We start from the raw sequence: 15,341 nt of genomic DNA, 5'->3' as shown, positions 1-15,341 counted from the left end.
AAGGCTTAGCCGACGCTCGCCTGGGCGCGGCGGCTGGCGAAGCGGCCGCCTTCGTTGAAGCGGTCGAGCCAGTCGGGCGCGACGGCAGCCAGCGGCGTTGGCGTGATCCCGAACGCCTCGAGCCCGGGGCTGCTGGCGACATTGTCCTTTTGCAGCATGATCCACTGATCGCGCGTGATCGGCGCGCCGGGAAGGAAGCCGAAGCGGCTCATCATGTCGCCGACGAAGTCCGGCAGGTCGATCAGCTCGGGGCTGCGGCCCGCCGCCTCGGCGATCACGCGGTTCAGTTCGTGCATGGTGAGGACGTCGGGCCCGCCAAGCTCAAAGGTCTGGCCGGCATAGTCGCCCGGGTTCTGCGCCGCCTTGGCGATCGCGGCGCCGAGGTCGCGGACATAGATCGGCTGGAAGCGCGTCTTGCCGCCGAGCACGGGCACCAGCGGCAGGCGGCTCATGCCGGCAAAGCGATTGGTGAACTCGTCTTCCTGCCCGAACACCACGCTCGGCCGGATGATGGTGGCCTGCGGGTAAGCCGCGCGGACCTTCTCTTCGCCCTCGGCCTTGGTCCGGGCGTAGAAGGAAGCGCTGTCCTTGGTGACACCGATGGCCGAGATGTGGACAAGGCTCGCGGCGCCCTTCTCGGCGGCCAGTTCGGCAATGCGGCCCGGCGCGTCGCCGTGCAGCGCGCCGAGCTTGCCGCCGAACGCGCCGACAAGGTTGATCACGCCCCACGACCCCTCAACCGCCGCTTCGAGGCTGTCAGGACGCGTGAAATCGGTGCGGACAAGGTCGAGCTGCCCAACCGCGGCCAGCGGCTGCAGGAAGAAGGCATCGCGCGGAGTGCGCTGGGCCACCCGGACCCGGACCCCGGTCTTGAACAAGGCCTCGCAGACATAGCGGCCGATAAAGCCGCCGCCGCCGAAAACCGTAATGATCCGCTGCTGCCAGTCGTTCGCCGTCATGGGCGCTGCCCTAGCCTTGCGCGCCCCGTGCGACAAGGCAGCGCGAAAGCGTGTTGACAGCCCCTTCCCCCTCCCCCTAGAGGCGCCCTCCTACCGGCGAGTTTTCTCGCGAACAGCTCCTGTGCCCAGGTGGCGGAATTGGTAGACGCACCAGCTTCAGGTGCTGGCGCTCGCAAGGGCGTGGAGGTTCGAGTCCTCTCCTGGGCACCATTGTTGAGCTCTCCAGTCGATCACCTTTCCTGCACGACAAGCATCGCTGCCTGTTCGGCCGTTGCGAGCGCATAGGTCCAGCCGAGGCCGCCGTGCCCGACATTGACGGTGATCGCACCCCGCCGCGCGACGATCGGCAGACTGTCGGGTGTGACCGGGCGGAGGCCCGCCCAGAGGGGGCCAGTAACCGCATAGTCGGCGGCGTCGGGCAGGCTTTCGTGCGCTGCTGCCCGTAGCGCTGCCACCCGCACGGGATCGGCCGCATTGCTGTTGAAGCCGACATCGGCGAGCCCGGCGATCCGCATTCGGTCGCCAAGCCGGCAGAAGACCAGCTTTCTTCCAACATCGGTGATGCTGACTCGCGGCGCGCTCGGCCCAGGCGGAAGCGTCAGGGAATGGCCGCGGACCGGCATGATCGGCACCTGCCAGCCGAGTGGCCGGAGCAGCGCGGCCGCTTGCGGTCCGGCCGCGATCACCAGCTGCTGCCCTCTTAATCGCCCCCCGCTCGACAGGCGTAGCACTGGCTGATTACCGGGTTCGATCCGATCGACGGTAGCGCCGAAGCGCGTCTGCAGTCCTTGGCTTTCCAACTGCTCGACCAGCCGAGCGCAGAAGAGATGCGGATCGCCCACCGCATCGCCTGGCGAGAAGATGGCTCCGGCTAGCCGCGAGGCGATCGCTGCTAGCGCCGGCTCGACCTCCACCGCCTCGCCGGGGTTAAGCGCTCGCACCTCGATCCCGCTCTCGCGCTTGGCCGCAGCGATCGCGCTTGCGGCACGAAACGCCCCGGCATCCTCGTGCAGCAGCAGTTTGCCGGGCACCGCGTGTGCAAAGTCGATCGGCGTGCGTGCGAGCAGCTCCTCCATCAGTGCGCGGGAGCGCAGGGCGAGGGTAAGGCCCGCAAGGCTGTTGGCGGCAAAGCGCCCCGCCCGCCCCTGCGCAAAAAAGGCCAGGCACCAGCGGAGGTAATCGGGATCGAACCGCCGCGCGACACGAAAGGCAGGGTCGGTCGCCGCGAGGATGCCGGGCAGGCGCTTCAGCAGGCTCGGCGAGGCCAAGGCGTCAGTGTAGGAATAACTGAGCTGCCCGCCATTGGCGAAGCTCGCGCCCTCACCAGGGCCGGACGCCCGATCGACCAGCATCACCGAAAGGCCGCGTCGCATCAGCGCCTCGGCGGTCGCCACCCCGACCACACCCGCCCCCAGCACGAGGACGTCGGCGGTCACAGGCGGCGGGAGGGCAGCGGCATGGTCCGGCTATCGTAGCAGCCCGGCGCTCCATTGCACTCTTGGCCTGCCTGCTTATCGTCGCCCGCCATGATCACCATGCAACGCCGTGAAGCATTGGCCGCCCTTGGCGCGGCCGGAGCGACGCTCGCCCTTGCCCCGCCGCTGACGGCCGCGGTGCCTGCCTCCCGCAAGCCGCCGCGCCTGCGCGCCGGGGACAAGGTGGCGCTGGTCGCCCCCGCCGGCTTCTACGCCGACCAGCTCGACTTCCAGCTGGTGACTGAGGCCATCACCGCCATGGGGCTGGTCGCGGTGCCGCAGCCGCATTGGAAGGACCGCTTCGGCTATCTCGCGGGGACCGACAAGGACCGCGCCGCCGACCTGAACGCCGCGTTCGCTGACCGCAGCATCCGCGCCGTCATGGCGATGCGCGGCGGGTGGGGATCGCAGCGGCTGCTTCCGTTCCTCGACTGGGCGACCATTCGCGCCAACCCCAAGCTGCTGGTCGGGTTCAGCGATATCACCGCGCTGCACCTCGCGATCCAGGCCCGTGCCAGCTTTCCGACCATTCACGGCCCCACGGCCGGCAGCAGCTGGAGCAAATATAGCTACGCCGCCTTTCGCGACCTTGCGTTCGACGGCAAGCTCCCGCTCTACCGCAATCCGATCGCCGAGCAGGACCGCCTGGTCCAGCGCCAGGGTCGCACCCAGACGCTGCGTCCGGGCAAGGCCAGCGGCAAGCTGCTGGGCGGCAATCTTACCGTCCTCGCCAGCCTGGTCGGAACACCCTGGCTGCCCGACTTCAGCGGCGCCATCCTGTTTCTCGAAGACACCGACGAAGCGCCCTATCGCATTGACCGCATGCTGACGCAGATCGGCCAAGCGGGCATACTGCGCCGGGTTGCCGGCGTGGTGTTTGGCCAATGCACCAACTGCAAGCCGTCCGACGGCTCCACCAGCCTGTTCACCCTCGACGAGGTGCTCGCTCAGCATCTCACCCCGCTTGGCGTGCCGGTCTACACCGGCGCGATGTTCGGCCACATCGACAACCAGTTCAGCCTGCCCGTCGGCTGCCGGGCGGAGATCGATGCGGACGCTGGCACCATCCGGCTGCTCGAAGCGCCGGTGGCGTGAGGCGCCCCGCCCTTCTGTCACTTATCGCGCTGCCGCTCGCCGGCTGCATGACGGCCGAGCGGCCGGCCGGCTATGCCCCGCCATCCGAAGTGGCCTGGGCCTGGGCGAGCTTCGATGCCGCGACAATTCGCAGCTCCGGCGCGGGGGGCCTTGCCGACCGTGCGGCCGGGCGGCGGATCACCGCGGACGATCCGATCCGCGTGGCATCGGTCTCCAAGATCGTCACCGCGCTGACGGTGTTGCGGCTGGCCGAGCAGGGCAGGCTGGACCTCGACCGCGACGTCTCGGCCTGGCTTGGGTGGAGCCTGCGCAATCCAGCCTTTCCCGATCGCCCGATCACCCTTCGCATGCTGCTCAGCCACACCGGCAGCGTGCGCGACAATGGCGAGAATTACGTGGTTCGGTTGGGCAAGACGATCCGCCCCCAGGCCGAAAACGCCGGTTCTTTCGATCCCGATCACGCGCCCGGCAGCTTCTTTCGCTACTCCAACCTCAACTTCGGCCTGGTCGGGACGGTAATCGAGCGGGCCACCGGTGAGCGCTTCGACCGGGTTGCCCGCACACAGGTCCTGGAGCCGCTCGAGCTCGACGCCTGCTTCAACTGGGCGACCTGCAGCGATGCCGCCGCGCCCAAGGCGGTCGTGCTCTACGACGAGGACGGATCGGCGATCCTCGACGACCTTGGCGGCAAGCGTCCGGCCTGCCCGGTGTTCGTCGAACCCGGCACGTCCTGCACGCTCGAACGCTACGAGCAGGGCACCAACGGGGCTTTGTTCTCGCCGCAAGGGGGCCTGCGCATCTCCGCCACGGGACTAACGGTGATCGGGCGCATGCTGTTGAACGAGGGACGGCATGGCGGGCGCGCCTTCCTCTCGCCGGCAAGTGTGCGGACCATGACCAGCCCGGCTTGGACCTACAACGGCAGCAACGGCGTGACGGATGACGGCCTTTATTGCTCCTACGGCATCGCCATCCAGCTCATCCCGGCGCCGAATGCCGCTTGCCGCGACGATCTGTTCGGGTCCGGCCGCCGCGCTTTTGGTCATGCCGGCGAAGCCTATCGCGTGCGCTCGGGCTTGTGGCTCGACCCGGTGCGCAAGACCGGCATCGCCTTTGTCGCCGCCAACAACGGCAAGGACCCGCCTGCCGGCCGCTCGGCCTTCAAAGCCATCGAGGAATGGCTCGCCGCCAAGTTGCGGTAGTCACCCCAGCAAAAAGGAGCCCGGCCGTAAGCCGAGCTCCCCCCCCTTTCGATCAGCTGATCAGAACAGCTTCATGTCCACGCTGATCGTGAAGGACCGACCGCGCGGGTCTGCCACGCGGGGATCCCACGAACCGCCCGAGCCCGAATCGCTGTCATAGGTGATCGCGAACGGCGGGTCGGTATTGAACAGGTTGCGCACGCCAGCAGTCAGCGTGAAGCGATTGTCGATCCGCTGCGAGATCGAGGTATTGTAGATGATGTACGGCTTCACGCGCGGATTGAAGTCCGGCCGGGCCGCGCTGGCCGGAAGGGCCTGGTTGGCGTAACCGCTGCGATAGATCTGCGAGAAGGTCAGGCCGAAGCCATCGCGGCTGTAGCTGATCGCCGCATTATGCTTCCACTTCAGGCCGATGTCGCCCACCAGCACCCACTTGTCGCGAATATCGCGATACGGGGCAGTCGGCAGCAGCCGCTCCTTCTTTTCAAGCAGGTAGGTGCCGTCGAAGGTGAAGTTGAAGTCGCCGCCCAGCCCGCGCGCTCCCGCGCGACCGGTGAACTCGATCCCGGAAGTCCGCCGCGATCCGAAGTTGCCGGCGCGCAGGTCGACCAGGGTAATGATCCCGTTGGTGCGGGTGACCCGCTCCGGGAAATAATCGATGTTGGCGAACAGCTGCGGAATGGTGAGCGCACCAAGGATCGTGTTGTCGACCGCGATGTTCCAATAATCGACCGAGAAGCTCACCCGGCGCGCCGGACGCACGACCACGCCGGCACTATACTGCTTTGACGTCTCGGGCTCGAGCGCGAGGTTGCCGCCGTTGAGCGAGTCCGGCGTGATGGCGGTGCATCCCGGCGTCACGCCGACCTGGCCGCCCGGCGGGCAGGTGGTCGGATCGGTAAGTCCACCACCCGGATTGGGAAGCTGGACCTGGCCGTTGAAGATCTGGTTGAAGGTCGGGACCCGGAAGCCGGTGTTGTAGGATGCCCGGAACATCAGCCAGTCGGTCGGCGTGAACTTGCCGGTGAACTTCGGATTGAAGGTGGAGCCGAAGCCCGAATAATCGTCGAGACGAGCCGCAGCGGTTACTTCCAGCGAGCTCAGGATCGGGATCAAGGTCTCGGCATAGACCGCCTTCACCGTGCGCTTGGCCTTGGGCAGGGCAAACGCATTGTCGAACGGCGCGTTGAAGATGGACGGCGCCGCAAGCGAGCCGGGAGCGCCCGCATCGAAGCTGTAGCTTTCACGCCGATAATCGACGCCAGCGGCGATCCGGACCATGCCTGCCGGCAAGGCAAAGACCGCGCCGGAGGTGGAAGCATCGAACTGGCTGACCTCGTAGAGGCCGCCGTACAGCGTCACGCCATTCGCCGAGACAGCCTCCAGCGCGGCCAGCGCGGCGGGGGTCTGGGTCAGCGAGAAGGGATTGATGATGCCGCTGTTGAACAGGCCTACGATACCCGGTGCCGACGCCCCCGGCCCGGTTGGCGCGCGCGGATCGGCCCGGCCAATCACCGCGCCATTGCCGGCTGCCGCCGTTTGCGTGGAGTTGGTGTAGACGCCGGTGTAATGATAGCCCGAGCCGAGCGTGCTGTTCGACTTGCTTCGGGCGTAGGAACCTCCCGCCTGATAATCCCAGCTTCCGAACAGGGGGCCGTTGATGCCGAGCGTTCCGCGAAGCGTCTTCGTGTCGGTCACCAGCGACCGCTCGCCGCACTCGAGACAGCGGTAGCGGAAGGTAATCGGCTTACCATAATTGCCGACCGCATCGACGGTCCGGTCGCCCACCGCACCGATGGCTGGCAGAACGGCCGCAAATCGGTCGTAAATGTCATTGTAAGTCGCCGCCGTCAGCGCGTTTAGCGGATAGGCGATCGGCAAGATGGTGTTGTTCGACGAGTATTGGTTGTTTGAGAATGCCTTGCGAGCCGTGGCGTCCGAGCCCGTGAATTCGGCGAAGATCTCATGCTCGCCGCCGAGCCGGACGGTTGCCCGGCTGTAGTAAGTCAGCGTCTTAAGCGGCTGCTGCAGCGTCGCCGCCCGGGCCGTGTCCCACGAACAGGCCAGTGCGCGATCAGGCGCGGCCCACAGCACGGCGTCGTAATTGAAGGTATCCGCGATCGAGTCGCAGCCGGCCCCGCCCGGTAGACGCAACGCGTTGACGCCGCCTAGAGCAGCTACCGTGGTGCCCGGGATCCGAAACCCCGGATTATTCCCAAGGTACAAGGGGCTGGAAGCCAAGGGCACACCCAACAACGTGCCATTCTGAATGATTCCGACCCCAGCCGCACTGGTGTTGATCGGGAAAGCGGTCGCGATCGGCGTGCCACGTGTGTCGATCGACAGGCCGCGATTGGGCTGGTTGCCGTTCACGAAGGCGCGGTCGCGGCCGAACAGGATGCCGTTCTGGCTGTAGCTAACGGCGCCCATGACGTTGAAGCCCTGCTCGTCGAGCTGGCCGTAGCCGATCGTGCCCGACAGCCGGTAGATCGGCGCATCGCCTTCCTGGGTGATGTCGGTAAAGCCGTTGAGATTCAGGCCCGAGAAGTTCTTCTTGGTGATGAAGTTGATCACGCCGCCGACCGCGTCCGTGCCGTAGATGGCCGACGCGCCGTCCTTCAAGATCTCGACCCGGTCGATCGCAGCGAAGGGGATCTGGTTGACGTCGACCGCCGACCCGCCCTGTCCGTGCGAGGATACCCGGCGGCCGTTCAGCAGCACCAGCGTCGCCGACGGCCCCTGCCCACGCAGGTTCGCCGCGGACAGGCCGTTCTTGCCACGTGAATCGGCGCCGACCACGTCGGAGTTGGAGGCGAGATTGTCGTTCCCGCTGCCGTTGGTCGACAGGTAGGAGATCAGCTGCTCGGGATTGCTGATGCCTTCGCGGACGAGGTCCTGGTTGGTGATGATCTGCAGTGGCAGCGCGCTGCGGTTCGGATCCTGGCGGATGCGCGAACCGGTGACGATCACGTCGCCGCTGTCATTGGCCCGGCTCGTGCTGGTGTCGGCTGGTGTCACCGGTGTCTCGGCACCAGTAGGAGTCGCAGCCGGTTCCGTTGTGTTGCCCGTCGTGCTCTGCGCCGTGGCCGGTGCTGCCAGCATCAACGCCATCGCCATCGCGCTGCCCATCGACAGCATCGCTGCCCGTGCGTTCCGTTCAACCATCTTGAGTCCCCCGACCGGATAATTCCTGTTGTGGGCGGAATAGGGGGCAGAAGGCTGGTCTCCTGCCAGTCTTTTCTTTGTCACACGGTGCGGCCAGCCGGCGTTTTTCTGCCAGCGAGGCGATGGTGTTGCGGCGCGGCCACAGCGGGCGTCTCTAAGGCGCGGCGGCGACCAGTTCGAGCGCGCCGTCCATGATCGCCGTCGCTCGCACATCTTCGGGCACGTCGCTGGCAAGGAGCGAAAAGACCAGGGTCTCGCCGCGCGCGGTGAGGAGATAGCCGGACAAGGCGTTTGCCGCCGTCAGCGATCCTGTCTTGGCGAATATTCGGCCCTTCAGCCCGCCCTCGCGAAAGCGGTTGCGCAGCGTTCCGTCGACCCCACCCACGGGCAGGCTGGCGCGGAACTCGGCCGCCCACGGCCTGCCCGCGGCCCAGCGCAGCATCGTGACGACCCCGCGCGGCGAAACCCGGTTGTACGGCGACATGCCCGACCCGTCCGCCAGCGTCGCCGCCCGTTCGGGAACGCCGGCCTCAGTCAACATCGCCCGGACGCCTTCCAGGCCGCCGGCGACGTCCGGCTTGCCCCGCGCTGCGCCCAAGCGCCGCAGCAGCAACTCGGCGTGAACGTTCTGGCTGGCCTTGTTGATGGTCACGATGTCCGCCGCGAGCGGCTCTGGCGTGACCTCCGCAAGCGGGCTCGCCGTCGCCTTCGAGGGGGAATGATAGCGTCCGACCGGCCCGCCCAGCACCGCCACCCCTCGCTCCTTCAGCATCTCTGCGAAGCGCCACGCCGCATAATGCGCCGGGTCATCGATACCGAGGCGGATCAGCTCCTCCGTCGCATCGGCCGCGATCGCACCGGTCAGCCGAAGCTGCCGGCTCCCCGGCAATCGCACGATCTCGAGCTCGGTCTTCCCTTCGCTGCGGGTCACGGCCTCGTTCACGACGTCGACGTAGCTTGCCACTTGGACCTGCGGCGCTTCGCCCGGCTTGCCCGGCCTCACTCGCAATGCCAGCTCGTTGTCGTCGATCATCAGCGCGGCGAGCGCCGTGCCGGAACGGGTCGGGATGTTGTTCCAGCTCATGCCGAAACTCCATCGTTCGTCGGTAAAGACAGACGCATCGCCGATCACCGCACCGACCCGCTTGGTCCGGGCTGCCACGGCGTCGGCCAGCGTCGACAGGCAATCGACCTTGCAATCGGGTGCGCTCGACAGCCGGGCATCGCCGCGACCGACCAGCACCACGTTCGGCGCGCCCGCCGCACCGTCTTCCAGCACCACCCGCGCTCCGCCTCCGCTATCCGGCCGATCGAGCCCTGGCAGCAGTTCAAAGGCGGCAAGCGTGGTGAACAGCTTGGTGTTGGACGCGGGCACGAACCGCCCGTCCGGGTTGATGGCGATGAGCTCGCGCCCCTCCAGGGTCGACACGACCAGCCCGAACCGCACCCCCGGGCCAGCCTCGGCGAACTTGGCCTCGACCTGTTGCTGAAGCGTTGGAAGAACCTCGGCTGACGCAGGAGTGGCCAGCAGCAGCGCGACAAGGATGGCAGCCTTCATTGGCCCGCTCCGCCCGCCAACTGGCGCATCAACCGCGGCCAGAAGTCGAAGGCGTCGTAGAGCGCCCGCTCGGGAATGCGTTCGTTGAGGCCGTGCACCCCCGCCACCTCACCGCCGACGTTAAAGTCCGCGCTGAACCCGTACGTGGGGATTCCGCGGGCACGGAAATGTTTTCCGTCGGTGGCTCCAGGCGTCATGTAAGGGACGATCGGAATGTCGCGCGCTTGCGGTTCGAGCGCCTGGCGGATGGCCGCAAACAGCGCGGGATTGCTGGGCGAGGCGGCGGCGCCGAACGGCTCGCCATCGATCGCCCATTCCGCCGCCGGGTTGCCGCCGACCTCCGCCAGCTTTGCGCGCACCGCTTCGATCTCGACGCCGGGAAAGATCCGGCAATTGATCGTCGCCGTGGCGCTCTGCGGCAGCGCATTGTCGGCGTGGCCACCTTCCAGCAACGTCGGCACGCAGGTGGTGCGGACCGCATAGCCGAGCCGCGGCTCGCGTCCGATCTCCGCCAGCAGCGCCGGGTCGCCGGGCGCCGCCTCGAATGCCGCGACCTTGGCGCGAAAGCTTTCGCTGGCGCTCGACAAGGCCGCCGCATCGCGCAGCATGGTGCGGGTCAGTTCGCCATCCACCAGCGGGAAGGTATAGCCCCGCACCCGCCCCAGCACCTCGGCCAGCTCATAGATCGCATTGTCAGGCCGCGGTCGGGCGCTGTGCCCGCCGGGATTGCGCAAGGTGACCTTGATGTTGGCAAAGGTCTTCTCTGCCACCTGCACCGCAAACGACAACGGCTTGCCCGACGCATCGGCGCGCCCGCCGCCGGAATCTGAGTTGATGGCATATTCCGGCTTCAGCGCCGCCAGCCGCTCGGCCAGCACGCGGCTCGACGCCATGTCGGTCTCCTCGTCGCCGCTGAAGCCGAGGATGAGGTCGCGATCGGGCCGGAAGCCGGCCTTCTTCAGCGTGATGAAAGCGGCGACCAGATGCGCGACGCCCAGCTTGTTGTCGCTCGTGCCCCGGCCGTAGAGGAAGCCGCCTTCCTCATGCAGCTTGAAGGGATCGCGTTCCCAGTCGGCGCGCTTCGCCTCCACCACGTCCATATGGGCAAGGAACAGCAGCGGCGACTTGGCTCCCGAGCCACGATACCGCACGATCATCGCCGCCGTTTCACCCACCGGCACAATCTCGATGTCACGCGCGGCGAAGCCCGCCTGCCGGAGCTTTGCCGACAAGGAACGCGCCATCTTGGGCACTTGGCCGCGGCCCTTGACGGTGGGGATCTCGACGCTGGTCTTGAACAGGTCGTGGAGCAGCCGGCCCTCGGCGCTGCCGCGGGGTGCGGCTGCCGCCGGCGCGGCGAGCGCCAGCAGCGCCAGGCCGCCTAGGAGTTGCCTCAACATGGCCGCACCAAAGCAGGAGCGTGGCGCCAAAGTCCACCTCCCGCGCTGTCGCTCAGCGCATGAAGTTGATCAGGCTGAGGTTCGAGAGCCGCGAGAACAAGGTGTAGCTCGCTTCCAGCGTGGTCTGCCGTTGCACCAATTGGCTGGCCACTTCGGCAAGGTCCGCATCCTCGTTGCGCGACACCATCTTCTCGAGGATCAGGGTCCGCTCCGACGCCCGCTCGGCCAAGCTTTCCACCTGCGCTTGCCGCCGTCCGTTCTCGGCATGGGCGGCGCGCAGCGTCATCAGCCCATCGTTCAGCTGACCAATCGCCTCGTTGATGGAAGTCATCTGCGCCGGGGTCGGTGTCGCACCGATCGTGCCGGCCTCGGCCAGCGTTCGGAATGCGCCGAACAGTTCGGATCCGATCGCGCTGGCAGTGGTGCCGTAGGTGACGTCGAGCCCGTCGGCGACCCGCGCTTCGGCCGTTACCCCGTCGTTGCGAAAGGCACTGGCAGTCGGAACGCCAGCGCAAGCGGCAAGGCTAGCCGGCGCGAACGGCGCGGTCGCGGTCTGTGATCCGGCAAACAGAAACTGGCCCGCCTCGTCGCTGTTGAGCCCGGTGCGAAAGCGCTGAAAGGCTTCCTCCACCACCTCCTGCAAGCCGTCCGCACGGCCCGTCCCCACCGCAGACAGCAGCCCGTCGCGCAGCTTGGACAAGGATTCCTCGATGCCCCCCATCTGCGAATCCATGATCGACAGGGTGGTGCCGATCCGCGCCCCGACGGCCGCATGCGCTTCCTGCCGCACCAGCAGGGTGCGGGCCGACAGGTTGCGCATGGTTTCGATGCCAAGGCTGGCGAAATCCGGCGCCTTCTTGCCGGTCGCCATCTGCTGCTGCACCTCGCCAAGCTTGCGCTGGGAGACCGAGATGCTCTCGAACAGGCTGCGCTGCATCGGCACGGTCGCCACCCGGTTCCAGCCGCTCATCGACCCACCATCCCGATCAGAGTGTCGTACATTTCCGTCGCCGTGCTCATCACGCGCGCCGCTGCCGAATAGCTGTTCTGCAAGGTGACGAGGCTGGCCAGTTCCTCGTCGATGTTGACGCCCGAATAGCTGTCGCGCCGGTTCACCGCGTCAGAGCGCCGCGCTTCCATGTCGGCGAGCCGGTCCTTGGCGCCGGCCGCGTCGAGCCCGGTCTGGCCGAGCACGAAGCTTGCATAGCTTTCCATGCCCGACACCCGCCCGCGACCGAGGTCCACCGCGGCGCGCAACTGGTCCACAAAGGCGTTGGCGCCGCGGCTGTCACCCGGGCCGACCGCCTTGGTTCCGACCGCCGCCGTCGTGTCGAGCCGGGCGAGCGGCAGGGCCTTCCCGGTCGCAGCAATGTCTGCCCGCACCTTAGCCCCGCCGAGCCCGGCCTCGGTCCCTGACGGCAGCAGCAAGGAGGACAGCGAGCGGCCCGTACCGAAGCGGCTGGTAGTGTCGGACACCACCGACAGATTGGCCGTCGGCAGGCTCGCCACCGGCGTGAAGGCCAATCGTCCGCGGCCGTCCAGCGCGACGCTCCCGAACGCGCTCAGGGGTCCGGAATTGAGCGCGGTGACGAGATCGCCGATGGTGCCGCCCGCGGCCGGCGCCATGTTGTCCTCAGCCAGCACCCGCCCATCGGGCCCGCGCAGCACCATCTGCACGACCTCGCCCGGTGCGCAGCCATGCGGATCGGCGGCTGTGAAGCCCCCCGGCCCAAAAGTCCGGCTGCCGCTGACGAGATCGTTCAGCCCGAACAACTGCGCGAAGCCCATGCCGGCCCGGCTGCTCGGCGCCGAGGGGTCCTGCGCCACTGCAACGCCGAGCCCGCCTGAGCCGACGATGCTGAGCTTACCATTCGCAAAGCTGGCGGTCGCCGCTCCCCCCAGCCCGGCGTTGATCGCGTTTACGGCATCCGCGATCGTCGCGCCCGCGCCCAAGGCACCGAAATCGACCGTGACCTTAGCCGCCAGCGTTCCATCCGATTGCAGTGCGGCGAACACCGCCTTGCCGGAGAAGCCCAACCGGTCGCTTGCCGCAAAACCGGTCAGCGCCCCATCAAGGCGGGCCGGGGCCGGCACGGTGGTCCCGGCGTTGCTGACGGCGTTGAGGCTTTCGGCCAACCCGCCGAACAAGCTTCCGATTTCCTCGGCGAAGGCGGGAAGCCGGCGGTCGCGAAGGTCGATCAGGCCGCCCAGTCGTCCGCCCGCCGCCGACGAATCCAGGCGTTCGCCCGTCTCCGGGCCGAGGCTTCCATCCTCCGCTGCAAAGCGCAGCTTTACCGCCGGGTAGATCGGCTGGACCGAGCCTTCGCTCGGTGGATATTCGAGCAGCCGAAGGCGCCGGTCGAGCAGGGTCGCGCCGCCCGCGGTGTCGATGGTGAGGCGGCCGTCCTCACCCTGGCGGACCTCGATCTTGATCAGGCCAGCGAGCTCTTCCACCGCGCTCATGCGCTGGTCGACCGCGCCGTTGCTCGCCCGTCCACCCGCCGCCTGCCGGGCGACGCTGTCGTTCAGCCCGTCGATCCGGCGAAGCAGGTTGTTGATGGTTTCGACCGTGTAGCTGAGCTCACGCTCGGCATCGACGCGCAGCGCGGCGACGTCGCTGTCCAGCGTCTGCAACGCCGACAGCGCCTGCCCGACCGAGCCGACAAACCCGCGAACGGTGGGCTCGCTGCCCGCCGCGCCGGTCATCGCCACCGCCGCGGCGCCGATGGCGTCCAGCCGCGCGGGGAGGCCGCTGTCGTCACCCGGCGCACCGAGCAGGGCCTGCAAGCGCTCCAGCGAATTGGCGACCGCTTCGGCCTGCCCCCAGTCGCTCGCGCGCCGGTACACGGTGGATTCGAGAAAGCGGTCGGCGACCCGCACCGCTTCGAGCGCGCGGACGCCGCTGACCCGGCCCGCGGTCACCCCGGTCTCCAGCGGCACGCGCTCGCGGGCGTAGCCGGGCGTGTTGACGTTGGCGATGTTGTTCGACGCCGAACGCAGACCCGCCTGGGCCGCGTTCAGCCCCGACAGGGCAGAACCGAGGATGTCCGACAGGCTCATGCCCTAGATGCCCATTACCGCTTCAGGTTGGACAATTCCTGCAGCATGTCGTCGACCGTGGTCACGATCTTGGACGACGCGCTGTAGGCCCGCTGAAAGCGGATCATGTTGGTGAATTCCTGCGCCAGGTCGACGTTCGATCCTTCCAGCGAGGAGCTGGAGATCATTCCCGAGCCAAGCGCGCCCGGCGGATTGATCGCCACCGCGCCGCTGGCATTGGAGAGGCCGAAGGCATTGCCGTTAAGGCGGGTCAGGCCGTCTGGATTGAGGAAGGTCGCAACCGGCAGCTGGAACACCTTGCGCGAGGTGCCGTCGTCGAAGATCGCGCTGACCACGCCCTTTTCGTCGACCTCGATCGAGGCGAGGTTACCGGCCAGACCGCCATCGACGCCCGAGCTGATCACCGCGCTGGCGCCGCTGAACTGGATCAGGCCGTCGAGCTTGCCGTCCGAGCCGAGCTGCAAGTCGATCGGCTGCGATCCGGCGCCGTTGGTCCAGGTCGGGGTAAGATCCGCGAAGAAGGCGGCGGTGGAGCCGGCCATGTCGAGGCTGCCGTCGGGATTGAACTTCACCGTCCCGCTGGCGAGCAGGCCGTCGGCGGCGGTGACGTCCGTCGCCGGCACGGCGAAGATCTCGGCCTGCCATTCGTTGGGCGCGGTCTTGACGAAGCCCATGCTGATCCGGTGCGCCGACCCTTGCGCGTCATAGATGTCGAAGCTGCGCTGGAACTGCGGGGTGGCGGTGCCGGTCGCCATGTCGCCGGCGGTGTAGGTGCCCGCCAGCACCGGCGCGTCCGACTGCAGATTGGCCCGCAGCTGGAGCCTGGAAGTGGCGCTGGCCGAACCGGTAAGATCGCTCGCGCGGACCGCCTGCAGCGAGTTGATCCCGGTGTCGGTGAAGTTACCCGACGCGTCGAGCTTCCAGCCCTGGAGATAATAGCCGCTGGTATTGCGCAGGAAGCCCATGACGTCGGGCTTGAAGGCGCCGGCGCGGGTAAAGGCGACCGGGCTGTCGGCGCTGGTGCCCGAGCGAACCACGAAAAAGCCCGCGCCATCGATCGCAAGATCAGTCTGGCTGCTGCTCGCCTGGATCAGGCCCTGCTTGCTGATCAACGCCTGCGGCGCCGCGGCGACGCCGCCGGCCGAATATTGCGACTTGGTGCTGCCGGACGTGACCAGGGTGCGGAACTCGGTCGACACCCCCTTGTAGCCGATGGTGTTGATGTTGGTAATGTTGTCGGCAACCCCCGCCATGGCGGTGGACTGGGCGTTGAGGCCGGACGCACCGGCATAAAGGGCGGAATAAAGGCTCAAGGCTCGCTGGCTCCCGTTCGGACACGGCCCGCTGCCGGTGTCTTTCCTCCCTTATAGGACGGCTGACCGGACCCGCCCGGACACGGCAAGATTTGCCGCTTCCCGCCCCGCAAT

General features: G+C 67.6%; 10 protein-coding genes and 1 tRNA gene. 3 read left to right on the top strand and 8 right to left on the bottom strand.

The window, feature by feature from the left end; all coding sequences use genetic code 11:
- Positions 1-5: 5 nt before the first annotated feature.
- Entirely contained in the window at positions 6-959 is a 954-nt protein-coding gene (locus ACP69Z_RS05595; protein ID WP_426266541.1) for a complex I NDUFA9 subunit family protein, read from the bottom strand.
- A gap of 123 nt (positions 960-1,082) precedes the next feature.
- Here ACP69Z_RS05595 and ACP69Z_RS05590 point away from each other — a divergent pair.
- Positions 1,083-1,169, top strand: a tRNA-Leu gene (locus ACP69Z_RS05590).
- A 20-nt stretch (positions 1,170-1,189) separates the two neighbouring features.
- Here ACP69Z_RS05590 and ACP69Z_RS05585 read toward each other — a convergent pair.
- Entirely contained in the window at positions 1,190-2,395 is a 1,206-nt protein-coding gene (locus ACP69Z_RS05585) for an FAD-dependent oxidoreductase (RefSeq protein ID WP_426266540.1), read from the bottom strand.
- 99 nt (positions 2,396-2,494) lie between these two features.
- Here ACP69Z_RS05585 and ACP69Z_RS05580 point away from each other — a divergent pair, with 99 nt between their 5' ends.
- Positions 2,495-3,529 (top strand): S66 peptidase family protein, encoded by a 1,035-nt coding sequence (locus ACP69Z_RS05580; RefSeq protein WP_426268052.1) that lies wholly within the window; start codon positions 2,495-2,497, stop codon positions 3,527-3,529.
- Positions 3,526-4,731 (top strand): serine hydrolase domain-containing protein, encoded by a 1,206-nt coding sequence (locus ACP69Z_RS05575; RefSeq protein ID WP_426266539.1) that lies wholly within the window; start codon positions 3,526-3,528, stop codon positions 4,729-4,731. Before ACP69Z_RS05580 ends, ACP69Z_RS05575 begins: the two co-directional genes overlap by 4 nt.
- Positions 4,732-4,791: 60 nt before the next feature.
- On the opposite strand, the gene ACP69Z_RS05570 is transcribed toward ACP69Z_RS05575, so the two are convergent.
- The 6 genes from ACP69Z_RS05570 to ACP69Z_RS05545 all read right to left on the bottom strand — a co-directional run bounded on the left by ACP69Z_RS05570 (position 4,792) and on the right by ACP69Z_RS05545 (position 15,227).
- Positions 4,792-7,896, bottom strand: a complete 3,105-nt coding sequence (locus ACP69Z_RS05570; RefSeq protein WP_426266538.1) for a TonB-dependent receptor domain-containing protein — start codon at positions 7,894-7,896, stop codon at positions 4,792-4,794.
- Positions 7,897-8,050: 154 nt separating this feature from the next.
- On the bottom strand, positions 8,051-9,454 hold the full coding sequence (dacB, locus tag ACP69Z_RS05565) for a D-alanyl-D-alanine carboxypeptidase/D-alanyl-D-alanine endopeptidase (protein ID WP_426266537.1): 1,404 nt from the start codon (positions 9,452-9,454) through the stop codon (positions 8,051-8,053).
- Positions 9,451-10,854 carry a M20/M25/M40 family metallo-hydrolase gene (locus tag ACP69Z_RS05560; RefSeq protein ID WP_426266536.1) on the bottom strand — a complete coding sequence of 468 codons (1,404 nt, stop codon included), beginning with the start codon at positions 10,852-10,854 and terminating at the stop codon, positions 9,451-9,453. The genes dacB and ACP69Z_RS05560 overlap by 4 nt, the downstream gene beginning before the upstream one ends.
- A gap of 52 nt (positions 10,855-10,906) precedes the next feature.
- Positions 10,907-11,824 (bottom strand): flagellin, encoded by a 918-nt coding sequence (locus ACP69Z_RS05555; protein WP_426266535.1) that lies wholly within the window; start codon positions 11,822-11,824, stop codon positions 10,907-10,909.
- Positions 11,821-13,914: a flagellar hook-associated protein FlgK gene (locus tag ACP69Z_RS05550; RefSeq protein ID WP_426266534.1), complete on the bottom strand. Its 2,094-nt coding sequence runs from the start codon at positions 13,912-13,914 to the stop codon at positions 11,821-11,823. Before ACP69Z_RS05550 ends, ACP69Z_RS05555 begins: the two co-directional genes overlap by 4 nt.
- Positions 13,915-13,928: 14 nt before the next feature.
- Positions 13,929-15,227 (bottom strand): flagellar hook protein FlgE, encoded by a 1,299-nt coding sequence (locus tag ACP69Z_RS05545; RefSeq protein WP_426266533.1) that lies wholly within the window; start codon positions 15,225-15,227, stop codon positions 13,929-13,931.
- Between the last annotated feature and the right edge of the window lie 114 nt (positions 15,228-15,341).

This window comes from Sphingomonas sp. LHG3443-2, from assembly GCF_049896405.1.
Lineage (GTDB): Bacteria > Pseudomonadota > Alphaproteobacteria > Sphingomonadales > Sphingomonadaceae > Sphingomicrobium.
Note: the sequence above shows the minus strand (reverse complement) of the source record. Positions and strands in the feature narration are given on the sequence as shown.